Origin of the sequence: Herbaspirillum rhizosphaerae (assembly GCF_001189965.1) — a bacterium.
Classification (GTDB): domain Bacteria; phylum Pseudomonadota; class Gammaproteobacteria; order Burkholderiales; family Burkholderiaceae_D; genus Herbaspirillum; species Herbaspirillum rhizosphaerae.
This window is the reverse complement of record NZ_LFLU01000002.1, coordinates 430,888-454,033: the sequence shown is the minus strand read 5'-3', so window position 1 is coordinate 454,033 and position 23,146 is coordinate 430,888. Positions and strand designations below refer to the sequence as shown.

At 62.0% G+C, this 23,146-nt stretch carries 20 protein-coding genes and 1 tRNA gene; 10 read left to right on the top strand and 11 right to left on the bottom strand.

What is annotated here, in order from left to right:
- The first annotated feature begins 256 nt into the window (after window positions 1–256).
- Genes AKL25_RS04905 through AKL25_RS04895 form a run of 3 tightly spaced genes read left to right on the top strand, consistent with a single transcriptional unit; the run spans window position 257 to window position 3,145 of the window.
- Complete coding sequence (locus AKL25_RS04905) at window positions 257–967, top strand: gluconate 2-dehydrogenase subunit 3 family protein (RefSeq protein ID WP_240475641.1); 711 nt, start codon at window positions 257–259, stop codon at window positions 965–967.
- Between the two features lie 9 nt (window positions 968–976).
- On the top strand, window positions 977–2,737 hold the full coding sequence (locus AKL25_RS04900) for a GMC family oxidoreductase (RefSeq protein ID WP_050476501.1): 1,761 nt from the start codon (window positions 977–979) through the stop codon (window positions 2,735–2,737).
- Window positions 2,738–2,773: 36 nt separating this feature from the next.
- Window positions 2,774–3,145, top strand: a complete 372-nt coding sequence (locus AKL25_RS04895) for a c-type cytochrome (protein WP_050476500.1) — start codon at window positions 2,774–2,776, stop codon at window positions 3,143–3,145.
- 78 nt (window positions 3,146–3,223) lie between these two features.
- Here the strand turns inward: AKL25_RS04895 and AKL25_RS04890 are convergent, their stop codons facing one another.
- Window positions 3,224–3,985 carry a TetR/AcrR family transcriptional regulator gene (locus AKL25_RS04890; protein WP_240475640.1) on the bottom strand — a complete coding sequence of 254 codons (762 nt, stop codon included), beginning with the start codon at window positions 3,983–3,985 and terminating at the stop codon, window positions 3,224–3,226.
- Window positions 3,986–4,198: 213 nt separating this feature from the next.
- Here AKL25_RS04890 and AKL25_RS04885 point away from each other — a divergent pair, with 213 nt between their 5' ends.
- Genes AKL25_RS04885 through AKL25_RS04875 form a run of 3 tightly spaced genes read left to right on the top strand, consistent with a single transcriptional unit; the run spans window position 4,199 to window position 10,001 of the window.
- On the top strand, window positions 4,199–5,395 hold the full coding sequence (locus tag AKL25_RS04885) for an efflux RND transporter periplasmic adaptor subunit (RefSeq protein ID WP_240475639.1): 1,197 nt from the start codon (window positions 4,199–4,201) through the stop codon (window positions 5,393–5,395).
- Window positions 5,392–8,544 (top strand): efflux RND transporter permease subunit, encoded by a 3,153-nt coding sequence (locus AKL25_RS04880; RefSeq protein WP_050476498.1) that lies wholly within the window; start codon window positions 5,392–5,394, stop codon window positions 8,542–8,544. The genes AKL25_RS04885 and AKL25_RS04880 overlap by 4 nt, the downstream gene beginning before the upstream one ends.
- Window positions 8,544–10,001: an efflux transporter outer membrane subunit gene (locus tag AKL25_RS04875; protein ID WP_050476497.1), complete on the top strand. Its 1,458-nt coding sequence runs from the start codon at window positions 8,544–8,546 to the stop codon at window positions 9,999–10,001. The genes AKL25_RS04880 and AKL25_RS04875 overlap by 1 nt, the downstream gene beginning before the upstream one ends.
- Window positions 10,002–10,074: 73 nt before the next feature.
- On the opposite strand, the gene AKL25_RS04870 is transcribed toward AKL25_RS04875, so the two are convergent.
- From AKL25_RS04870 to AKL25_RS04840, 7 genes are all read right to left on the bottom strand, one after another.
- Window positions 10,075–11,253, bottom strand: a complete 1,179-nt coding sequence (locus tag AKL25_RS04870; protein WP_050476496.1) for a M20 aminoacylase family protein — start codon at window positions 11,251–11,253, stop codon at window positions 10,075–10,077.
- 22 nt (window positions 11,254–11,275) lie between these two features.
- Window positions 11,276–12,697, bottom strand: a complete 1,422-nt coding sequence (locus AKL25_RS04865; RefSeq protein WP_050476495.1) for a M20 family metallopeptidase — start codon at window positions 12,695–12,697, stop codon at window positions 11,276–11,278.
- A gap of 113 nt (window positions 12,698–12,810) precedes the next feature.
- Window positions 12,811–13,671, bottom strand: coding sequence for an ATP-binding cassette domain-containing protein (locus AKL25_RS04860; RefSeq protein ID WP_050476494.1), 861 nt, complete (start codon window positions 13,669–13,671; stop codon window positions 12,811–12,813).
- Entirely contained in the window at window positions 13,668–14,678 is a 1,011-nt protein-coding gene (locus tag AKL25_RS04855; protein ID WP_050476635.1) for an ABC transporter ATP-binding protein, read from the bottom strand. The genes AKL25_RS04860 and AKL25_RS04855 overlap by 4 nt, the downstream gene beginning before the upstream one ends.
- A gap of 12 nt (window positions 14,679–14,690) precedes the next feature.
- On the bottom strand, window positions 14,691–15,629 hold the full coding sequence (locus tag AKL25_RS04850) for an ABC transporter permease (protein WP_050476493.1): 939 nt from the start codon (window positions 15,627–15,629) through the stop codon (window positions 14,691–14,693).
- A 9-nt stretch (window positions 15,630–15,638) separates the two neighbouring features.
- Window positions 15,639–16,556 (bottom strand): ABC transporter permease, encoded by a 918-nt coding sequence (locus AKL25_RS04845; RefSeq protein WP_050476492.1) that lies wholly within the window; start codon window positions 16,554–16,556, stop codon window positions 15,639–15,641.
- A gap of 130 nt (window positions 16,557–16,686) precedes the next feature.
- A complete protein-coding gene (locus AKL25_RS04840; protein WP_050476491.1) occupies window positions 16,687–18,249 on the bottom strand; it encodes an ABC transporter substrate-binding protein in 1,563 nt (520 codons plus the stop codon).
- A 191-nt stretch (window positions 18,250–18,440) separates the two neighbouring features.
- On the opposite strand from AKL25_RS04840, the gene AKL25_RS04835 reads away from it, so the two are divergent.
- The gene (locus AKL25_RS04835; protein ID WP_050476634.1) at window positions 18,441–19,352 is read left to right on the top strand and encodes a LysR family transcriptional regulator; all 912 of its coding nucleotides are present in this window, start codon (window positions 18,441–18,443) and stop codon (window positions 19,350–19,352) included.
- 18 nt (window positions 19,353–19,370) lie between these two features.
- Here the strand turns inward: AKL25_RS04835 and AKL25_RS04830 are convergent, their stop codons facing one another.
- Window positions 19,371–19,880, bottom strand: a complete 510-nt coding sequence (locus tag AKL25_RS04830) for an Lrp/AsnC family transcriptional regulator (protein ID WP_050476490.1) — start codon at window positions 19,878–19,880, stop codon at window positions 19,371–19,373.
- A 235-nt stretch (window positions 19,881–20,115) separates the two neighbouring features.
- On the opposite strand from AKL25_RS04830, the gene AKL25_RS04825 reads away from it, so the two are divergent.
- From AKL25_RS04825 to AKL25_RS04815, 3 genes are all read left to right on the top strand, one after another.
- Window positions 20,116–21,132 carry a 1-aminocyclopropane-1-carboxylate deaminase gene (locus AKL25_RS04825; RefSeq protein WP_050476489.1) on the top strand — a complete coding sequence of 339 codons (1,017 nt, stop codon included), beginning with the start codon at window positions 20,116–20,118 and terminating at the stop codon, window positions 21,130–21,132.
- Window positions 21,133–21,294: 162 nt separating this feature from the next.
- A complete protein-coding gene (locus AKL25_RS04820; RefSeq protein ID WP_050476488.1) occupies window positions 21,295–21,537 on the top strand; it encodes a hypothetical protein in 243 nt (80 codons plus the stop codon).
- Between the two features lie 240 nt (window positions 21,538–21,777).
- Entirely contained in the window at window positions 21,778–22,242 is a 465-nt protein-coding gene (locus AKL25_RS04815; RefSeq protein ID WP_050476487.1) for a DUF2846 domain-containing protein, read from the top strand.
- 218 nt (window positions 22,243–22,460) lie between these two features.
- Here the strand turns inward: AKL25_RS04815 and AKL25_RS04810 are convergent.
- Window positions 22,461–22,536, bottom strand: a tRNA-Thr gene (locus tag AKL25_RS04810).
- Between the two features lie 23 nt (window positions 22,537–22,559).
- Complete coding sequence (locus tag AKL25_RS04805) at window positions 22,560–23,048, bottom strand: ClpXP protease specificity-enhancing factor (RefSeq protein ID WP_050476486.1); 489 nt, start codon at window positions 23,046–23,048, stop codon at window positions 22,560–22,562.
- Between the last annotated feature and the right edge of the window lie 98 nt (window positions 23,049–23,146).

The following is a 23,146-nucleotide window of genomic DNA, read 5'->3' as shown; positions in this document are numbered from 1 at the left end:
AGCACCAATCGTGTCCGATCGCGCAACACCGTAATCATGACCGGAGAGACGAAACCGTCTCTCCGGTCGGCGATCGCATTCCTGTTTCCTTTTTGACGATGTGTTTCCACGCGTGACATCACGACGATGCAACACCTCCGATGAACAAAACTAGCTTGCGACCGCAGACCGCAATCTCACCCACTTACACAAGGAGGCACAGATGAGTGACGACAACACCCAGGCACCACCACGGCGGCATTTTCTGCGACAGGTCATGACTGTCGCAGGCACTGCATCGCTCTCTTCCCCACTGGCTGTCGGCGCCGGAGCCGGCGCAGCAATCGCGGCCACCACGGCAGGCGCGGCCGATGCACCGGCAACACCAGCGGCTGCACCCGGCCTGATCGGCTACGAATGTTTCAGCGCCGATGAAGCCGCGTTCGTCGAGACCATGGTCAACGTCATGTGTCCGGCCGATCAGTTCACGCCCAACGGCGTCGACTGCGGCCTGGCGATTTTCATTGATCGCCAGTTGAGCGGCGCTTACGGCAAAGGCGCCGGCCGCTACATGAGCGGCCCGTGGCAGCAAGGCAAGCCGCAACTCGGCCTGCAACTGCCGCTGACGCCGGAGCAATTTTTCAAGGCCGGCGTGGAAGCCGCCAACCGCCAGGCGATCAAGAAGTTCGGCAAGGCCTTCGACCAGCTGGCGCCGGCGGACGCCGATGCTTTCCTCGCCGCCATCGCCGACGGCAAAGTGGTCGATGAAGAGACTCCGCTGGGCTCCTGGTTCAACGAACTGATGTATCCGCTGTTCACACAAGCCTGTTACGCCGACCCGCTGTACGGCGGCAACAACAACAAGGTGTTCTGGAAGATGCTCGGCTATCCCGGCCTGCCGGCGACGCATACGCTGGACATGGTCAACTATCGCGGCAAACCCTTCCCCGGCGCGAAAGATCCCAAGTCCATCCTCGACTTCAGCTAAGGACCCAACATGATAAAAAAACTGGAAAAGCGGACGGTCGTGATCGTCGGCGGCGGGCTCACTGCGGGCCTGGTTTCGCGTCAGCTGACGGCGCAGGGCATCGACGTGCTGGTGCTGGAACGCGGCGGCGACCACAGCAACGGCGCCGAAGCCAAGCTGCCGTCGCAACGCGACGAATTACGCTGGGACGTGCGCCAGGGCCTGGTGCAAAAATGGAATGTGCAGACCTACACGCTGCGGCATTCGCGCAGCGACACCTCGCTGCCGGTGCGCTGGATGGAAGCTTTCCTGCCCGGAGAAGGCATGGGCGGCGCAGCCAATCACTGGAACGGCCACACTTGGCGCTGGGCCGAGTACGACCCGACCTTGCGTACGCATTACACCAATCGTTACGGCGCCAAGGCGATTCCCGCCAACATGCCGCTGCAGGACTGGGGCGTGACCTACAAGGAAATGGAGCCTTACCACGATCTGTTCGAGAAGCTGTTCGGCATCTCCGGCAAGGCGGGCAACATCAACGGCAAGAAGCAGGCCGGCGGCAATCCGTTTGAAGCGCCGCGCCGCGGCGAGTATCCGCAAAAACCGCTGGAGATCACCGAAGCCGGCACCGTCTTCAGGCAGACTGCGGAGAAGATGGGCTACCACCCCTTCCCGACGCCGGCAGCCAATTCCTCCGGCGTCTACACCAATCCGGACGGACAAAAACTCGGCCAGTGCCAGTATTGCGGCCACTGCGAGCGCTTCATCTGCGAAGCGCAAGCCAAGGCATCGCCGGAAGTGCTGTTGTATCCGATGCTGAAGGAGCGCAAAGGTTTTGAAATCCGCCTGAACAGCCACGTGCTCGGCGTGAACTACGACGAGAAAGCCAAACGCGTGACCGGCGTGCGCTATCTCGATCTGCGCAGCGGCCAGGAGTACGAACAGCCGGCCGACGTCGTCGTGCTGGGCGCCTTCACCATGACCAACACCAAGCTGCTGCTGCTCGACAAGATCGGCACGCCGTACGATCCGGTCACCGGCAAGGGCGTGGTCGGCAAGAACTTCTGCTACCAGACCACGTCATCGGTGAACGTCTTCATGAAGGATCGCTGGACCAATCCTTTCCTGTCCACCGGCAGCACCGGCACCGTGATCGACGACTTCAACAACGACAACTTCGACCACACCGGCCTGGGTTTCCTCGGCGGCGGCATGATCAGCGCCAACATGTTCAGCGGCCGTCCTATCGTCGCGCGTCGCCTGCCGCCGGGCACGCCGCGCTGGGGCACCAAGTGGAAGCAGGCCAACGTCGACTGGTATGCGCATTCCTTCGGCATGTCGATCCAGGGCAGCTGCTATCCGAACACGGAAAACTTCCTCGATCTCGATCCGGTGTACAAGGACGCCTACGGCCAGCCGCTGGTGCGCATGACCTTCGACTGGCGCGAGAACGAAACGAAGATGTCGGCCTACGTCACCAAAAAGATGGAAGACATCGCCAAGGCGATGGGCGCCGACATCGTCGGTCCGGCGGTGCCGCGCAAGAGCCCGTTCGACATCCGCGCCTACCAGACCACGCACATCACCGGCGGCACGCCGATGGGTACGGATCCGGCGCATAGCGTCGTTTCTCCGCGCCTGCAGCACTGGGATGCGCAGAATCTGTTCGTGGTCGGGGCTTCGGTGTTCCAGCACAACTCGGGCTACAACCCGACCGGTCCGCTGGCCGCGCTGGCGGTGCGTCTGGGCGACGATCTGGTGCGCTACGTGCAACGTCCGCGCATGCTGTGATGCTCAGCGGATATTTACAATTTTGAGGAGTAATCAATGAAACATTTCCACCGCGCAGCGCTGGCTGCCGCAATCGTGTTGTCGGCGGCGTCGCTGCCGGCCATGGCGCAGGACGTCAACGCCGGCAAACTGGTCTTCGCGCAATGCGCCGCCTGCCACACCGTCACCGCCACCAACGGCATCGGTCCCGGCCTGCTGGGCATCGTCGGCCGCAAGTCGGCATCGTCGCCGGGCTTCCGCTACAGCCCGGCGCTCAAGCGCGCCAACCTGAGCTGGGATGAAAAAAACCTGGATGCGTACATCGCCGATCCGCAAAAGCTGTTGCCGGGCAACGTCATGCCGTTCTCGGGCATTGCCGACGCCAAGCAGCGTGCTGATCTGATTGCGTATCTGAATAGTGTGAAGTAACTCGCAGCGCCCATCCCGCCCGGCTTGTTCCTGCTGGAACATGCCCGGGCGCGCCGGACTTGTCTGCTGCCGGCGTTCTTATTTCGTTTTCTTTTTCGTTCCGGTCGTGGATCTCGCCTTTTTCGCCGGCGCCGGAATGAGCGCAGCAGACGCTTGCGGCATCGCAATCACCGACTTGAGGAACAAAGACATGACCGCCTCGGCAGTCTTGTCGTCGATGCGTTCCGGATCGCAACGATGGGCGAAGCACACGCCTTCGCACACCGCCATCAGGCCGATCGCAATCTGGTGCGCCGGTGCGGCCGATGGTGTATTGGTCAGACGCGCGAACATCTCGACGAACTCGGCGATCTGCACATGGCGCTCGCGCAGGAAGATGCTCAATGTCGCGCGAAACTTCTCGTCGCGCATGGCGACGATCTTGGCTTCCATCCATAGCTGGCTGCACATGTCGTCGCGGTACAGCGTGCTGTAATAGGCCGCGATCTTTTCCTGCAGTTCGACCGGATCGACGTCGGATGTCTGGAACATGCGATGAAACTCGAGGTCGATTTCGCCGCTTTCCCGACGCAGCAACTCAAAGAACAATTCGGTCTTATCGCTGAAGTTGGAATAGAACGCGCCCCGCGTATAACCGGCGGCGGCGGTGATGTCTTCCACGCTGGCCAGCGTGAATCCCTTTTGAACAAACATCGCATGCGACGCCTCCAGCAGGCGTTGGCGCGTCTGTTCGCGGCTTTGTTCGCGGCTCAGGCGCTGGCGGCCAGCAGGAAAGTCTTCCGATGCGCCTTCCGGCAGGCTTGCGGCTTTGACAACTGATTTGGCGTTGGCTGGGGTCATGGCTTTACTCATGGCGTGATTTTAGCATCGATGTATTCAAATACATCGTTGCATCTGAATTCATTAGTGTATTAGAATGCCAGAAAATTCCCCGCTTGCGTATTGCGTTGCATCACCTTCTTCGCAACACATCGCAACGCATTGCACGTCAATCAGGTTGCAGGGTTCGGAGCGGCTGACGATCCGGACATCACATTTCCAGAAAGGAATGCCGTGAAGTTTGCCCATCATCGCCGTACCGCCCCTCCCTCCTCCGATCTCGAGCGGAGCGCTTCCCGCCGCCGTTCAGCAGTCTCGCCAGTCATGCTGCCGCTGGTGCTGGCCGTCACGCTGGCGCTGGCCGCCTGCCAGAAACCGGCGCCGGTCGCCGATGCGCCGCGCGAAGTCGTGGTCCTGCCGGCCCAGGCCGACAGCGGCGCACAATTGCTGACCCTGCCGGGCGAAGTGCAGTCGCGCTTCTCGACGCCGATGTCGTTCCGCATTGCCGGGCAAGTCATCGAACGCCGCGTGCATCTCGGCGACACCGTGCGCAAGGGCGACGTCGTGGCGCGCCTGGATCCGGCCGACGCCGAACACAATGCCGCCAGCGCAGAAGCCGACCTGGCCTCGGCGCGCGAACATTTCGACGCCGCCGAGAAACAGCTGCAACGCGACACCCTGCAAGCACGCGACAAGCTGATCAGCGCCCTGCAACTGGAACAAACCCAGGATGCCTACGCCGCCGCCAAGGCCCAGCTCAAAGGCGCGACGGCACGCGCCGCGGTGGCCGGCAACCAGCGCAACTACACGCGCCTGATCGCCGAACACGACGGCGTCATCAGCGCCGAGCAAGCCAACACCGGCGAAGTGCTGGCGGCCGGACAGCCGGTGTTTTCGCTGGCGTGGTCGGGTGCCACCGATGTCACGACGGAAGTCTCCGAAAGCCAGGTTGCCAAGATCCGCGTCGGCGCACCGGCCACCGTCAGACTGACGGCGCTGCCCGACCAGAAACTGAGCGGCCGCGTGCGCGAAGTCAGCCCGGCCGCCGATCCGCAAAGCCGCACCTTCCGCGTCAAGGTAACGCTGGAGACGCAGAATCCCTCGCTGCGCCTGGGCATGAGCGGTGAAGTCGCCATCAACACGTCGGCGCAAGAAAAGGCCGCATCCGCGTCTGCATCCGCCACCACCGTGATCCCCGCCACCGCGCTGTTCCATCAGGGCAATCGTCCGGCGGTGTGGATCGTGCGGCCTGCCGACGGCAAGCTGGAATTGCGTCCGGTCACCGTCAGCGCCTACGGCGAGCGCAGCGTCACGCTGAGCGACGGCGTCGCCGGCGGCGAAAAGATTGTGGTCCAGGGCGTGCATACGCTGACCGCCGGCGAAAAGGTGAAACCGATCGCGCCGCTGCACGCTGAGGACTTCGCACTATGAGCGCACCCGGACGTTTCAACCTGTCGTCGTGGACCTTGCAGCATCAGGCGCTGGTCACCTTCATCCTGGCGCTGATCACCTTGCTCGGCATCGGTTCCTATTCCAAGCTGTCGCAATCGGAAGATCCGCCGTTCACCTTCAAGGTCATGGTGATCCAGACCGACTGGCCGGGCGCCACCGCGCGCCAGGTGCAGGAGCAAGTCACCGATCGCATCGCGCGCAAGCTGCAGGAGACGCCTGACGTTGATTTCCTGCGCAGCTATTCGCGTCCGGGCCAGTCGCAATTATTCTTCACCATCAAGGACACCGCGCCTGCCGCACAAGTGCCGAAGACCTGGTATGAAGTCCGCAAGAAAGTCGGCGACATCGCCGCGACCTTGCCTAGCGGCGTCAAAGGTCCTTACTTCAACGATGAATTCGGCGACGTCTACACCAACATCTACGCGCTGGAAGGCGACGGCTTCTCGCCGGCGCAACTGCGCGATTACGCCGATCAGCTGCGCGGCGAATTGCTGCGCGTGCCGGGCGTGGGCAAGATCGATTATTTCGGCGACCGTAACCAGCACATTTACATCGACATTTCCAATGCGCAGATGTCGCGGCTGGGCATCAATCCGCAACAACTGGGCGACCTCATCGGCGCACAGAATGCGGTGGCGCCGGGCGGCCTGATCAGCACCGGCAATGACCGCCTGTATGTGCGTCCCAGCGGGCAGTTCAATGACGTCAAGGCGATCAGCGACAAGATCATCCGCATCAACAACCGCAACTTCCGTCTCGGCGACATCGCCACCGTGACGCGCGGCTACGACGATCCGCAAGAGCAGCAGATGCGTTCCGACGGCAAACCGGTGCTGGGCATCGGCGTCACCATGCAACCGGGCGGCGACGTGATCCGCCTCGGCAAAGCGCTCGACGAAAGTACCGAAGCGCTGCGCGCGCGCCTACCGGCCGGCCTGAAGCTGACCGCTGTGTCGAGCATGCCGCACGCGGTGGAAAAGTCGGTCGACGACTTTCTCGAAGCCGTGGCCGAAGCGATCGCCATCGTGCTGGTGGTCAGCCTGCTGTCGCTGGGCATCCGCACCGGCATGGTGGTGGTGATTTCGATTCCTATCGTGCTGGCGGTGACGGCGCTGTTCATGTACATGTTCGACATCGGCCTGCACAAGGTGTCGTTGGGCACGCTGGTGCTCGCGCTGGGCTTGCTGGTGGACGACGCCATCATCGCGGTCGAGATGATGGCGGTGAAACTCGAGCAAGGCTGGAATCGCCGCCGCGCCGCGGCATTCGCCTACACCAGCACCGCCTTCCCGATGCTGACCGGCACGCTGGTGACGGTCTCGGGTTTTCTTCCTATTGCGCTGGCGAAATCCGGCACCGGCGAATACACGCGCTCGATCTTTGAAGTCTCGGCCATTGCGCTGCTGCTGTCGTGGCTCGCCGCGGTCGTGCTGATCCCGTTGCTGGGCTATCACATGCTCAAGGAAAAGCCGCAGCCCGAAGGCGCTGCACAAGACGACGAAGCGGATCACTCGCACGAAGCCCACGAAGAAGATCATGACCACGCGATCTACAAAACCCGCATCTACACACGTCTGCGTAGCATGGTGGCGTGGTGCGTGGCGTATCGCGGTCGCGTGGTGATCGTCACGGCGCTGTTGTTCGTCGGTTCGCTCGCCGCATTCGGCCTGGTGCCGCAGCAGTTCTTCCCCAGCTCGGATCGTCCCGAACTGCTGATCGACCTGCGCCTGCCGGAACGCGCTTCGTTTGAAGCCACCCAGCGCGAAGCCTTGCGCATGGAAGCGGTGTTGAAGGGCCGTCCCGAAATCGACCACGTCGTCAACTTTGTCGGCACCGGCGCGCCGCGTTTCTACCTGCCGCTGGATCAGCAGCTGCCGAGCGCCAACTTCGCGCAATTCGTCGTCACCGCCAAGTCGGTGGAAGATCGTGAAAAATTGGCGAAGGCGCTTGAGCAACCGCTGCGCGAGCAATTCAGCGGCCTGCGCACGCGTCTGACACGTCTGGAAAACGGCCCGCCGGTCGGCTTCCCGGTGCAGTTCCGCGTCAGCGGCGAGAAGATCCCCGAAGTCCGCGCCATCGCTGAAAAGGTCGCCGCCGAAATCCGCAAGGAGCCGCGCGCCACCAACGTCCAGTTCGACTGGGATGAACCGGCGCAGCGCTCGGTCACCTTCGAACTCGATCAAAAGCGCGTCGCCGAAATGGGCCTGACCACGCAGCAGGTGTCCAGCTTCCTGGCGATGAACCTGTCGGGCTACACCGTCACCCAGTACCGCGAACGTGACAAACTCATCAGCGTCGACCTGCGCGCACCGCGCAGCGAACGTGTCGATCCGTCGCGCCTGACCTCGCTGGCGATACCGACCGCGTCCGGTTCGGTGCCGCTGAGCACACTGGGCCACATCCGCAACGAACTGGAATACGGCATCATCTGGGAACGCGATCGTCAGCCCACCATCACGGTGCTGGCCGACGTGCGCGCCGGCGTGCAAGGCATCGACGTGAGCAATGCGCTGGACCAGAAACTGGCTGAATTGCGCAAGGAACTGCCGGTCGGCTATCGCATCGCCGTCGGCGGACCGGTGGAAGAAAACGCCAAGGCGCAGGCTTCGATCTCGGCGCAAATGCCGCTGATGGTAATCGCCGTGCTGGTGCTGCTGATGGTGCAGCTGCAAAGCTTCGGTCGCACCATGATGGTGGTGATGACGGCGCCGCTGGGCATGATCGGCGTGGTCGGCGCACTGCTGCTGTTCCACCAGCCGTTCGGCTTCGTGGCGATGCTGGGCACGATCGCCATGCTCGGCATCATCATGCGCAACTCGGTGATTCTGGTCGATCAGATCGAGCAGGACATCAGCGCCGGCCGCAAGCGTTTCGACGCCATCGTCGGCGCCACCGTGCGACGCTTCCGCCCGATCACGCTGACCGCCGCCGCCGCCGTGCTGGCGCTGATCCCGCTGTTGCGCAGCAACTTCTTCGGCCCGATGGCGACTGCACTGATGGGCGGCATCACGGTCGCCACCGTACTGACCTTGTTCTATCTGCCGGCGCTGTATGCCTTGTGCTACAAGGTCAAGCCGGGCGAGACCGCCTATGCCGATTCCGACACTGCATCCGAAGGGAGCCGCTAATGCGCGCCGCTGACTTCCATCCTCCGCGCTATGCGCTCTATCTGATCGCACTGACTTTATCCGGTTGCGCGCTCGGACCAAAGGGCATCGCACCCGACATGCCGCAGCCGGCACATTACGGCGTCGAAGCCACTCCCGGCGAGACCGGCCCGGCCGATGCTTCTCAAAAATTCGTGCTGGGCGAACGCCCGGTGCCAACCTGGTGGGAGGCCTATCGTTCGCCGCAGTTGTCGGCCTGGGTGGAAGAAGCGCTGGCGAAGAATTATTCGCTGTCGCAAGCCTCGCACAGCCTGACCGCCGCCAAAGAGCAACTGCGCGCGCAGATCAACGAGTCGCTGTTCCCGACGGTCGATGCGACGCTGCAATCGAATCGCCAGCGCGCGCTCGGCCTGCCGAACATCGGCGCGCCGACCAATCTGTACAACGTCTTCGCCGGCGAGCTCAATGTCAGCTATACCTTCGACTTGTTCGGCGTAGAACGCTACGCCAACTCGGCGCTGGCGGCGCAGGTCGATGCGCAGTCCTATCAGCTCGATGCGGCACGCCGTGCACTGGCCGCCAACGTGGTGATCGCGGCAGTCAACGGCGCGGCATTGCGCGCGCAGGTGGAAGCGACGGAACGGCTGGTGCAACTGGCTGATGCGGATACAGCAGAAATGCAACGCCGCGCTGAACTCGGTTCCGCCTCGCGCAGCGATGTGCAGAATGCACAAGCGAATGCCGACTCCCTGCGCGCCGGTCTGCCGGGATTGCGTACGCAATGGCAGGCTGCACGCCACGCGCTGGCGGTCCTGATGGGCCGCACGCCCGACGCCGCCCCGCCCGATCTGGAACTGGCTGCATTGACGCTGCCGGAGCGCGTGCCGGTGGCGGTGCCGTCTGACTTGCTGAAACAGCGCCCCGACATTCTCGCGGCCGATGCGGCGCTGAAAGTTGCCGCTGCGCAGGAAGCCCTGGCGACTGCGGAGATGTTCCCCAGCCTGTCGATCACCGGCTCCTTCGGCCGCGCCGGCTTTACCTGGCCCAAAGCGACAAGTGGCGCCGGCGCCGTGTGGGGCATCGGCGCCTCGCTGACGCAGCCTTTGTTCCATGGCGGGGCGTTGCAAGCCCGTCGCCGTGCTGCGCAGGATGAGTATCTGGCATCGCAGGATAACTATCGCCAGACCGTGCTCAATGCCTTCCAGAACGTTGCCGACAGCCTGAGCGCGTTGACCCACGATGCCGATACCCTGGCGGCGGCAAGCAATGCGCGTCGCCAGAGCGAGCAATCCTGGCGCGATGCCGAACGGCGTGCAGCGCTCGGTGCGATTGCACCCAGCGCGACGCGGACCGGCGAGAAGCAGTTCCACAATGCGAAGCTGACGGAGATTCGCGCCGTCGCCACGCGACTGGCGGATACGGCGACGCTGTTCCAGGCGATGGGGATTCCGCAGAAGGAAGAGAAGAAGAGCGAGTGACAGAGTGAAGGAGTGACGTTGCGATCAGGGCCGGTCAATGACAGACCGGCCCTGACGCCATCTGAACTGCAGATTACGCTTGCAGGAAGCGTTCCACCAGACGCGTCCAGTAAGCAGCGCCTACCGTCACATTGTCGTCGTTGAAGTCGTAGAGTGAATTGTGCAGCATCGGCTTGCCTGCGCCGTTGCCGACACGCAGGAAGCAACCCGGGCGCTGCTGCAGAAAGTAGGCGAAATCTTCACTGCCGGCAATCGGCGCGAACGATGGAATGATCTTGTCCTCACCCACCAGCTCCACCGCGATCTGTTTTGCGAACTCGGTTTCCGCTTCCGAATTGACCAGCACCGGATAGCCGCGGATGTACTCGACTTCCGCCCTGGCGCCGTAACCTTCGACATGCGACTGCACCAGCGCGCGGATGCGTTGTTCCAGCAACTCGCGCACCTCTTGCTTGAAGGAGCGCACGCTCAGCTCCATCGTTGCGTGTTCCGGAATCACGTTGGCCGCATGGCCGGCGTGCAGCGAACCGACCGTCACCACCGCAGCTTCCATCGGATCGATATTGCGCGACACCACGGTCTGCAAGGCCATCACCAGGCTACTGGCGGTGACCAACGGATCGATGGACTGATGCGGACGCGCGGCGTGGCTGCCCTTGCCGAGGATCTTGATCTTGACCGTGTCGCAGGCCGCCATGAACGGGCCGACGCGGAACATGAAGATGCCGGTTTCCACGCCCGGATGATTGTGCATGCCGAAGATCGCGTCGCAGGGAAAGCGCTCGAACAAACCGTCCTTGATCATCTGTTCGGCGCCGCTGTTGAAGCCTGCCTCTTCCGCCGGTTGAAAGATCAGGTTGACGATGCCGTTGAAACGACGCGTGCGCGACAGCTGTAGTGCAGCGCCAAGCAGCATCGCGGTGTGGCCGTCGTGGCCGCAAGCGTGCATCTTGCCCTGACGTTCGCTGGCGTAAGACAGGCCGGTCATCTCGTTGATCGGCAGCGCATCCATGTCGGCGCGCACGCCGATGCTGCGCGTGCTGCTGCCGGCGCGCAAGGTGGCGACCAGGCCGTTGCCGCCGATGTTGCGCGTGACGGTATAGCCCCAGCCTTCTAGGCGCGCCGCCACCAGCGCGGCGGTGTCGACTTCTTCATACGACAATTCGGGATGCTGGTGGATGTGGCGGCGGATGCCGACCAGTTCATCCTTGACGTCGTCCAGATCGGCGATCTGGCAAAACTCTGTGCTCATGTATTGACTCCGGAAATCGTTTTCAGGCTGCTACTTTGTTGTCCGTCCTGCGCGCCAGCACTTGCTCGCCTTGCTCCGACAAATCCCAGAACAGGCCGGCCATGACTTGCAACGACTCGCGCGATACGCTGGCAAGTATATGCTCGTTGGGCGCATGCTGCGAGCAGGCCGGATATGAGTGCGGCACCCACAGCGTGGGCAGGCCGAGCACATCGGAGAACACATCGTTGGGCAGCGAGCCGCCCAGATTGGGCAACAGCGTCGGCTGCTTGCCGCTGGTTTGCTGCATCGAGGCCAGACCCCAGCGCACCCATTCGTCATCGGGATTCAGGCGCGTGGCGGTGAACTGGATGCCGGACAGCGTGACGTCGACGTCGGTGTAGCCGTGCGCGTCGAGATGCGCGCGCATGTTGGCGATGAAATTCTTGTCGTCGCTGCCGACCACGAAACGGATCTGGCAATGCGCCGACGCGTGGCCGGGAATCGCATTGACCGGCGCTTCCGGATTGCCGGTCTTGAAGGCCAGCACTTCCAGCGTGTTCCAGCCGAACACGCGCTCGGCCGGCGTCAGGCCAGGCTCGCCCCAATCGGCGTCGACTTCCGGATCGTTGGGACCGCCGCCGACTTCCACATCGCGCAAGGCATTGCGCACGCTCTGCGGCAAGGCGTCCGGCAACAGGCTGGGCACGCGGATGCGGCCCTTGCCGTCGACCAGGCACGCGATGGCATTGGCCAGGCGCACGCCGGGATTGCGCAGCAGGCCGCCCCAGTTGCCGGAGTGATGGCCGCCGTCGCGCGAGTTGACGCGCAGGTCGAAATTGCAGCCGCCGCGCGAGCCGAGAAACATGGTCGGCGTCGGCGCGTTGACGCGCGGGCCGTCGGAGGCGATGAAGAGATCGGACTTCAGTTTCTCTGCATACTTCTCTGCGATTTCCTTGAGTCCCGGCGAACCGGCTTCTTCGCCCATTTCCAGGATGACCTTGACGTTGTATCCGAGCTTGCCGCCGCGCAGCTTGAGCACTTCGGTCAGCGCGGCAAAGTTGATGGTGTGCTGCGCCTTATTGTCGGCGATGCCGCGGCCGTACCAGCGGTCGCCTTCGACCACGATTTCCCACGGCTTCAAGCCTTCGCGCCATTGCTTGTCGTAACCGCGCACGACGTCGCCGTGGCCGTAGGTCAGCAGGGTAAAGGCGGCATCGGCTTCCAGACGCTCGGCCAGCAGGAAGGGCGTGCCGCCCGGCAGCGGATTGTCGATCACTTCGCAGGTGAAGCCGAGGCCTTGCAGCTCGGGCTGAATCTCCTGCAGCAGGTAGTCGTACAGAATCGGCCGGCTGGCGGCTTCCTGGCTCTCGGTGCGGATGGCGACGCGTTTCTGCAGGGCCGTCATGAAACGGCCGTCGTCGAAATAGGCGCTGACCTGCGCGATGGCTTGTGCTCTGCTCATGTTGCTTCTCCTCGGTTTATAGTCAATCGATCATTCTTGAAATCGACGCGACAGCAGCTGTCGCGTCGACATGTTTTTCTTGCTTGCGATGGATGCGGCGCAGCCGGTCCGTGCTATCCGCTCACGGCCAGCTCCGGAATACCCAGCCCCGGCTCGGGCGTCAGCGCCGACGCCAGCAGCATGCGCGTGTAGGGATGCTGCGCATCGGAGAAAATCTTTTCGCGCGCTTCCAGCTCGACGATGCTGCCCTTGTGCATGACGGCGACGCGATCGACCAGATGTTCGACCACGCCGAGGTCGTGGCTGATGAAGAGATAGGTGAGACCGAATTCGGCTTTGAGATCCAGCAGCAGATTCAGGATTTGCGCCTGCACCGAAACATCCAGCGCCGAGGTCGGCTCGTCGCAGATCAGGATATCGGGCTGCAGGATCAGCGCGCGCGCAATCGCCACGCGCTGGCGCTGGCCGCCGGACAGCTGGTTCGGATACTGGGCATAGGTGCGCTCCGGCATGCCGACCAGATCGAGGATCTTGCGCACCGATTTCTGCTGCTCGGCGGAAGTGCCGATGCGATGCAGCCTGAGCGGCAGGCCGACGATTTCAGCAACGGTCTTGCGCGGGTTGAGCGAAGAATACGGATCCTGAAAAATCGGCTGGATGTGGCGCGCGTTATCCTTGCGCAGCGTCGGGTCGACTTCCTGGCCGTTGATCAGGACGTTGCCGGCAGTCGGCTCCAGCAAACCCAGCAGCATCTTGGCCAGTGTGCTCTTGCCGCAGCCGGACTCGCCGACCAGGCCCAGCGTCTCGCCGCGATACAGACGCAAGGAGACATCATTGACCGCCTTGATCTCGCCGGGCGCCTTGAACATGCCGCGCTTGAGCGCATACACCTTGCTCAGTGCGCATAGTTCCAGTGCGATGTCGGCAGTAGTGCTGATCGATGTTTCGGCTTGCACCAAGTCTGTCATATTCATGCCGCCACCTCGCTCAGTTGTGCCGCATCTGCCGCCGTCACCTTGTGGCAGCGGGCATAGTGAATCCTGTCGCCGGCGGAGGTGTTGACCATAGGCGGATCCTGCTCGCAGGTGACATCCGCCAATGAACAACGATTACGGAACACGCAGCCGCTGACGTTGCCGACCAGGCTCGGCACCACGCCGGGAATGGCTTGCAGCTTGCTGCCCGGCAGCGTCTTGCCGCGCACGGGAATGCAGTTGAGCAGGCCACTCGTATAGGGATGTTGAGGAGAGGCGAACAGTTGCGCGACGTCGGTGGTTTCCACCACCTGCCCGGCATACATCACGGCGACGCGATCGGCGATGCGCGACACCACGCCCAGATCGTGGGTGATGAAGACCACCGCAGTGCCGAACTCACGCTGCAGCTCGCGGATCATGCGCAGGATTTGCGCCTGTATGGTGACGTCCAGGGCGGTCGTCGGCTCGTCCGCGATGATCAGGTCGGGACCGCACATCAGCGCCATGGCGATCATCACGCGCTGGCGCAAGCCGCCGGAAAGCTGGTGCGGATACTGGCGCAGACGGTCTTCGGCATTGCTGATGCCGGTGCGATGCAAGAGATAGATGGCGCGCTCGCGGGCTTCGGCGCGGGTGACGCCGGGCTTTTCCAGCATGGCTTCGCACAGCTGGTTGCCCAGCGTGTAGGCCGGATTGAGCGAGGTCATCGGCTCCTGAAAAATCATCGACATGCGCTGGCCGCGCAGTTGATTCAGTTTCTTGTCCGGCAGGCCGAGCAACTCGACGCCGTCGAATGCCATGCGATCGGCGGTGCAGATGGCCTTGCGCGGCAGCAGTCCCATCAGCGCCAGCGAAGTCATCGACTTGCCGCAACCGGATTCGCCGACCAGACACAGCATCTCGCCGCGTTTGACCTGGAAGTCGATGCCGCGCACGGCGTGCAGCATGCCGTTTTCGGTCGGCAGATCGACGCGCAGATTTTTTACATCGAGTAAGACGCTCATCATCGTCCCCTTTTAGTTGCGGCCGTCGGGCGCATTGACGTCGCGCAGCCCGTCGCCGACCAGATTGATCGCCAGCACCAGGACCGCCAGCGCCACACCTGGAATGACGATGACCCAGGGCTTGAAGAACATGTAGGACTTGCCTTCGGAGACCATCAATCCCCACGACGGCGTCGGCGGCTGCACGCCGAGTCCGAGGAAGGACAGCGTTGCTTCCAGCAAGATCGCATGCGCCATTTCCAGCGTGATGACGACGATCAGCGCGCTCATGATGTTGGGCAGAATCTCGCGCACCAGAATGTAGGGCGTCGATGCGCCGATGGCTTTGGCGGCGGCGATGAATTCGGCGTCGCGCAGCTGCTGCGTGGCCGAACGCGTGACCACGGCGAAGCGGTCCCACAGCAGCAGGCCGAGAAGGATGATCACGACCTTCAGCGAACCGCCGACCAGCGAGGCCATCGCCAGCGCAACCAGCACCACCGGCATCGACAGCCGCGTAGTGATGATGTAGCTGATCAGGGCGTCGACGCGGCCGCCGAAGTAACCGGCCAGCACGCCCAGCGTGGTGCCGATCACGCCGGAGATCAGCGCCGCGGCGCAGCCGATGATGAGCGAGACGCGCGCGCCGTAGATCAGGCGGCTCAGGTAATCGCGGCCGAGCTTGTCGGTGCCGAGTACGTGGTCCCAGCTGCCGAGCGCGTTCCAGATCGGCGGGATCAGACGTTGCGAAACGTTCTGCTCAAACGGATCGTGCGGCGCCAGCAAGGGTGCGAACAATGCCGCCAGCACGATGACCGCCAGGATGGCTGCACCCAGCACCAGGCCGCGATGGCCGAGCATACGGTTGAGCTTGCGCCGCCACAGCGGCACCGGCTTGAGCGCGGTTTGCAGAAAGCCGCCTGCTTGGTTTGCTGGACTGGTCGGCATGGAAGAAGTTGAAATCGTCGTCATGGCTATTCCTCAGCGGGTGCGGATGCGCGGATCGAGCAGCGCGTTGATGACGTCGGCCAGGAAAGTCAGGCCGATATAAAACATGGCGATGATCAGCACCACCGCTTGCACCACCGGGTAGTCGTTGCGCGAGATGGCGTCCCAGGCGAGCTGGCCGAGGCCTTGCATGGAATACACCGATTCGATCACCACCGAGCCGCCGAGCATGAAGCCCAGTTCGACCGCAGCGAGCGCGACGACCGGAATCACCGCATTGCGCAGCGCATGCTTGAAGATGACCTTGCCTTTGCTGAGGCCCTTGGCGCGCGCCGTGCGGATGTAATCGGAGCCAAGTACTTCGAGCATGCCGGCGCGTGTCAGGCGCATCATCGCGGGCATGGCGTAATAACCGAGGGCAATCGCTGGCAGGACGAAATTCTCCCAGCCTTCGTTACCGGCGACCGGCAGCCAGTGCAAGGTCACGGAGAAAATCAGGATGAGGCTGAGGCCGAACCAGAAGCTGGGCATGGCCTGTCCCACCACCGCGATGAGCAGTGCGACGCGGTCCAGCCAGGTGTCGCGGTAGATCGCCGCCAATACGCCCAGCGGAATGGCGACCGAGACTGCCAGCAGCAAGGCGATGCCGCCCAGCTTCATGGTGATCGGCAGGCGCTCGGCCACCATCTCCATGACCGGTCCCTGGAAGTAGAAGGACTTGCCGAAGTCCAGATGCACGGCGTTGCCGAGCCAGTCGAAGTACTGCGACATCATCGGCCGGTCGAGACCGAACTGCACGCGGATGGCTTCCACCTGCGTGGCGCTGGCTTCAGGTCCGGCGATCGCCGTGGCCAGGTCGCCCGACATGTGCAGCAACGAAAAACTGACGATGGACACCGTCACGGCAACGCACAGGGCGATACCGAAACGACGCAAAATATAGATCAGCATGGCGACTGTCCTTCATCACAGTTGGCTAAGGCTTGGATACGGTGCTGCACAAGAACCGGGTATCTGGCGCGACGGAGATTTGTTGCAGCGATCTCCGCCGCGCATTTCAACGTTAATGCTTGCCTCTCAATTACTTCCAGCTCGCTTCATAGAAACGCGGCAGTTCGTCTGGATATCCCTGGAACTTCAGCTGCGAGTTGTAGGCGTAGAAGGTCGAGTAAGAGAACATCGGCGCCATGAAAGCCTGTTTGGAAATCGATTCCAGCGACTTCGAGTAGTTGGTCTTGCGTACGGCCGGGTCGACCGAGTTGTCGGCGGTTTCCAGCCATTGGCGCAGTTGCGGATCCTTGGTGATGTCGTCCGCGCTGCCCTTGAAGTAGACGCCGGTGAACGCCGATGCGTCGTTGATCGAGAACGAGGCCCAGGTCTGGAAGGTCAACGGCGTCTTGCCGCTGCGGTATTCCGTCAGCAAGGCGGCGAACTTCATGTAGTGCAGACGCGCACGGATGCCGACCTTGTGCAAGTCGCCGATGATGGCTTCGGCAAATTCGCGCTCGCGGTAAGCGTAGATCTCGGTGTCGAAGCCGTTCGGATAACCTGCTGCGGCCAGCAACTCCTTGGCCTTGGCGGGGTTGTAGTCGTAGTTGATGACGGCCTTGGCGTCGCAGCCGAACTGGGTGCGGAAGCAGGCGGTGTAGACCGGCTGGCTGCCGCCGCGCACCAGATTGTCGGCGATGCCCTTGCGGTTGATCGCGTAGTTGACCGCCTGGCGCACGCGCAGATCCTTGAACGGCGAGTTCGGCGCCGAGGTGCCGGTGGCGTCGATGGTGAGGAAACCGACGCGCATGGTTTCGCCGCTTTGCACGGTGATCTTGGGCGTGGTCTTGAGCGACTCTGCCTGGTCAGCCGGCACGCGCCAGATCCAGTCGACGGCGCCGGTCATCAGTTGTGCCGAACGCGTCTCGGGATCGGGAATCACGACGAACTTGATGTTGCCGATCTTGGGCTGGCCTTGCGGGCTTTCCTTGAAGTAGTTCGGATTCTTGACCAGCATCACGCCCTGCCCCGGCGTCACGCTGGTGGCTTTGTAGGGGCCGGTGCCGATCGGCGCCTTGCTGAATCCTTCCAGGCCGAGCTTCTTGAAATAGACGCCGGGATAAATCGGCAACGGGCCGGCGAGATATTCCAGCGCCGCCGGGAAAGGACGTTTCAGATTGATGCGCACCTTGTAGTCGCCGAGCTTTTCGACGTCCTTGATCCAGTCGGTGTTCTGGCGCGTGACGGCTTTGGATTCATTGGAGACGGCGTAGTTGAAGGTGAACACAACGTCGTCGGCGCTGAACTTGTCGCCGTTCTGGAATTGCACGCCCTGGCGCAGATCCACCACCAGCGCGGTCGGCGATTCCCACTTCCAGGCGGTCGCCAGCTGCGGCTTGTAGTCGCCGGTCTTGGGGTCGCGGTAGATCAATGTGTCCCAGATCAGGTGGGCCAGGATGACGCCTTCGCGCAGGTTGTTGTGATACTGGCTGATGTTTTCGACCTCGCTGTCGGAGGCGTAGACCAGCGTGTCGTTGGCCTTGCCGGCCAGCGCCGATGCGGACATCGACAACGTCGCTGCAGCCCCCGCCAGCAGCAATGTATGACGTACCCACGCAGTTCCGGATCCCTTGACCACATTCTTTTTCGCGTTCATTCCCGACCTTCCATTCAGAATTGTTTGAAAAAACAACGGCATGCAATCGACATGAATTGGATACTAGGTTGAATGAGGCGCTGCAACAATTAGAGAATTCCTAAGCCTGCGTTGCCGAAATGAGAAGGCAGGCTTTTTGCTTACTTGTGAAAGGTGGCGATGACATCCGCATCGCGTTTGCAAAGGCCGACATGAAATCTCAATACCTGCAAGACACTGCGCTGCGCTATTTCCTCGAAGTGGTGCGTTGCGGCTCGATCGCGGAAGCGTCGCAGCGCCTGAATGTCGCCAGCTCGGCGATCAGCCGCCAGATCAGCAGCCTGGAGGAATTGCTCGACACCGTCCTGTTCGAGCGCCGGCCGCGCGGCATGGTGCTGAGCGCGGGCGGAGAAATGCTGGCCGCGCATGCGCAGAAGGTGACGCTGGAAGCGGATCGCGTGGTGGCCGACCTGCTGGCGCTGAAGGGCTTGCGCAGCGGGCGCATCCGGGTAGCGGCGTCGGAGGGATTCGGGATCGACTTCATGCCGCGGCTGATCCGCAGCTTCCAGCAAAAGTATCCGGCGATCCAGTTTCAGGTGTATGTGGGGCCGCCGACCATGGTCTCGCGCCAGGTGCGCGACGGCAATGCCGACATCGGCGTGACTTTCAACCGCCTGCCCGAGCCGGACATCAAGATCGTGCACCAGCAACCGGCGCCGGTACTGCTGCTGATGCGCAACGGCCATCCGCTGAGCAAGTTCAAGAGCGTGACGCTGTCGCAGCTGCGCCCTTACCCGCTGGCGTTGCCCGATCCCGATACGACGCTGCGGCAATTGTTCGACCTGGCGTGCAGCCGCCAGCAACTGGTGTTCGAGCCTGTCCTCACCAGCAATTACATCCAGACGCTGCATAACTATCTGCTGGAGGGCGACGCCTTGTCGATCACCGGCGAGGTGACGGTGCGCTACCGCATCGCCAAGGGCGAGTTCACGATGGTGCCGATTCGCGACCGCGCGCTCGACGGACGCTACGTTGAGGTGCAGACGCTGTCCGGCCGCACCTTGCCACGCATCGTGGAAATTTTCCTCGACTATCTGCTGGGCGAGCTGAACAAGGACATCTGAGCACGCTACAGATGAACATCAGAGATGCAGCTGCGTGGTCGACAGCACTTCCTTGATCACCATAAAGGTGCGCACCTGGCGCACGCCGGGCAGATACAGCAGCTGCTCGGCATGCAGGCGGTTGAAGCTGTCGTTGTCCTTGGTGCGCACCAGCATGAAGTAGTCGAACTCGCCGGTGACGACGTGGCATTCCAGACAGCCTGACACTTTCTGCACCGCTTTCTCAAAGGCGGTGAACGACTCCGGCGTGGAGCGATCCAGCACCACGCCGATCATCACCAGCGTGCCGGCATCCAGCGCACGCGGATTGAGCAGCGCCACGATGCCCTTGATCAATCCCATCTCCTTGAGACGCTCCACCCGGCGCAGGCAGGCCGGCGCGCTGAGATTGACCTTGGCCGCCAGCGCCACGTTGGAAATCGAAGCGTCGCGCTGCAGCAGTTTGAGGATGGCACGGTCGGTGCGATCGAGGGTGTCGTTGAAGGATGCTGTTTCGGCGCTCTTGCTACGCAATTTTGTTGCTTTCATATTTTATTTTTCAAAATAAAAATAAACATAAATTGATTATTGAAGTATTACTCATCAAATAGTAGCGCAAGTTCGCAACCCTGATGCGTGCATTCATTCCTACAATGAAATCCAGCGCACATCGCTACACAACACGTCATCGCACATCACACCGATATCGGAGGAGCAGTCCATGCCGTCCCTGTTCGCCAGTGCCGATGCGTGGATATCCCTTCACACTCCAGGAGCATCCCGCATGAATCTGAAAAAATTCCCCCGCTATCCGCTGACCTTCGGCCCGACGCCGATTCAACCGCTCAAGCGCCTGAGCGCGCATCTCGGCGGCAAGGTCGATCTCTACATGAAGCGCGAAGACTGCAACAGCGGCCTGGCCTTCGGCGGCAACAAGACGCGCAAGCTGGAGTATCTGATCCCCGAAGCGCTGGAAGGCGGCTACGACACGCTGGTGTCGATCGGCGGCATCCAGTCGAACCAGACGCGCCAAGTGGCGGCGGTGGCAGCGCATCTCGGCCTGAAGTGCGTGCTGGTGCAGGAGAACTGGGTGAACTATTCCGACGCCGTGTACGACCGCGTCGGCAATATCGAAATGTCGCGCATCATGGGCGCCGACGTGCGCCTGGATGCAGCCGGCTTCGACATCGGGATTCGCAAGAGTTGGGAAGAAGCGATGGAGAGCGTGCGCCGGAGCGGCGGCAAACCGTATCCGATTCCGGCCGGCTGCTCGGAACATCCGAAGGGCGGGCTGGGCTTCGTCGCCTTTGCCGAAGAAGTGCGCCAGCAGGAAGCGGAACTCGGCTTCAAGTTCGATTACATCGTCACCTGCGCCGTGACCGGCAGCACGCAGGCAGGCATGGTGGTGGGCTTCGCCGCCGACGGCCGCGCCGACCGCGTGATCGGCATCGATGCGTCCGCCAAACCGCAACAGACCTTCGACCAGATCCTGCGCATCGCCAAGAATACCGCCGGCCTGGTGGAGCTGAATTACGACATCACCGAAAAAGACGTGGTGCTCGACACGCGCTTCGGCGGCCCGGAATACGGTTTGCCGAACGAAGGCACGCTGGAGGCGATTCGCCTTTGTGCGCGCACCGAAGGCATCCTGACCGATCCGGTGTACGAGGGCAAGTCGATGCACGGCATGATCGAGAAGGTGCGTCTCGGCGAATTTCCGGAAGGCTCCAAGGTGCTGTACGCGCATCTGGGCGGCGCGCCTGCGCTCAATGCCTACAGCTTCATCTTCCGCAACGGCTGATCTTCGCGCCCTCGCGCCTTCACTGCCGTCACCGCCGTCATGTGCAGCGCGTAGACCGTTTGCAGTGAATGCGCAGTACCTGTCGTCCATCGGGAACCTTCCCGATGGACCTTGTCCGTTCAAGCCTGGTATATCCGCACTCGCGTGCCTGGGAGACCTGCCATGAATTCGCCAGTCAGTCCGGCCATCGCCTTGCTGCAGCAGCTTGAGACGCTGCTCCGGGATCCCTTGCTGGGACCGCGCGTTGCACAACAGGTAGCCGCCGCCATGGCAGACGTTGTGAATGCCCGGCGTGACGACGCGCCATGCGGGCCTGATGCCGAGGCCTACGCCAGGTTATGGATTCCGGCCTGGGACGTCGACAGCGCCAGACAACAAGCGCTGATTTCTCTGGCCTCGATATAGGACGTATCTCTCAGGGCACGATTCACCGCTCTTTCCACTGTCCGTCAGCTTTGTTTGCTAATATTTACATGTTGTCCGTTTGCGGGGCCGAAATTGGGGGCCGGGAACGGACGGATGTGGAAGAGGCATGGCCAGGACCGGCTACTGAAATGCGTGCGAGGGGGATCTCCACGCGCGTTCAATGTCTGGCGCATGCCTCTCCGCCAATTCAATCAAGCGACGACAAGAAAGAAAACCGTGATGAAAACGATTCGCCTGTTGCTGGCCCTTGGGATGCTGGCTGCAGTCCTGGCCGGTTGCGCCTCCGGTCCGACAGGTAACGACATAGAGGTCGCCATGCCGGCTCTCAAGCCTGGTTATGGCCGTATTTATTTCCTGCGCTCCTCGGCCTTCTTCGGCTCGCCCGTCCAGCCGGAAATCCAGCTCAACAACCAGGTCGTAGGCCGGTCGCGGGCACGCGGCTTCTTCTTCGTCGACCGCCCGGCCGGCGCCTACCAGGCCAAAGCATCCACCTCAGTCGCAACGGCGCTGGACTTCAGCCTGTTCTCCGGCGAAGTGAAATATATCCGGACCGAAGTAAACATCGCCCTGATGGGCATCATGCCCGGGAGCGTGTCGTTCATCCTGATGGACGAGTCCATGGCCGAGCCGGAACTGCGCAAGCTCAGTTATACCGGCAGAGCGGTCAAGTCCGAGGGCAAGTAAGCGCGGCAAGGGTTGCGCGCTATGCGCACGCGCAGCGAGGTATCCATGCGGTAGCGACAAACCAACAAAAAGCCGGCTCTCGCCGGCTTTTTTATTTGCTGATAGCCCAGAAGTTTGTGCCTTTGGATGAAGATATCGCATCCCGAATCCAAGGGCAGCGGAAACCGCAGAGCAAAAGAAAAAGGCCCACCGAACGGTGAGCCTTTTTCTTTGAAACCTGGTGCTGGCTGCAGGACTTGAACCCGCCACCCCCTGATTACAAGTCAGGTGCTCTACCAGATGAGCTAAGCCAGCAAAACTGAGAACGAGATTATAGCCTATTTAATTCTGGTTAGTACAGGCCTTCCACCTTTTTTTGGTGGTTCCGGCTCATTATCGTGGTTTTCTTCACTGCTGGACTCGACCTTTTCCGATGCGGGAACGGACGCAAGGCCCAAAGTCTGCGTCGGTGCTGCTTGCGGTTCATCGTCGACGTGTTCGCCGACGGCGAGCACGGCCGGCGCTTCGAAGGCCATGCCTTGTCCGTTCTCACGGGCGTAAATGGCGATGACGTTTTCGACCGGGACCGAGATGTCGCGCGAGACGCCGCCGAAGCGCGCGCTGAAGCCGATGACGTCGTTGTCCATCTTGAGGCCGCTGGTGGCTTCGAAGCTGATGTTGAGGACGATCTCGCCGTTCTTGACGAACTGCATGGGCACGCGTGTCCGCGCATCCACCACCACCGCGATGTGCGGCGTATAGCCGTTGTCTGTGCACCATTCGTAGATGGCGCGCAGGAGATAAGGTTTGGTAGATACTTCTGGCATGACAAAAACCGATCCGGAAAAACAGACTGCTGCGCAATAAAGCGGCAATCCTGAAAGCTGCAATCATAAATGCGTTCGCCGATTGTCCTATTGAAATG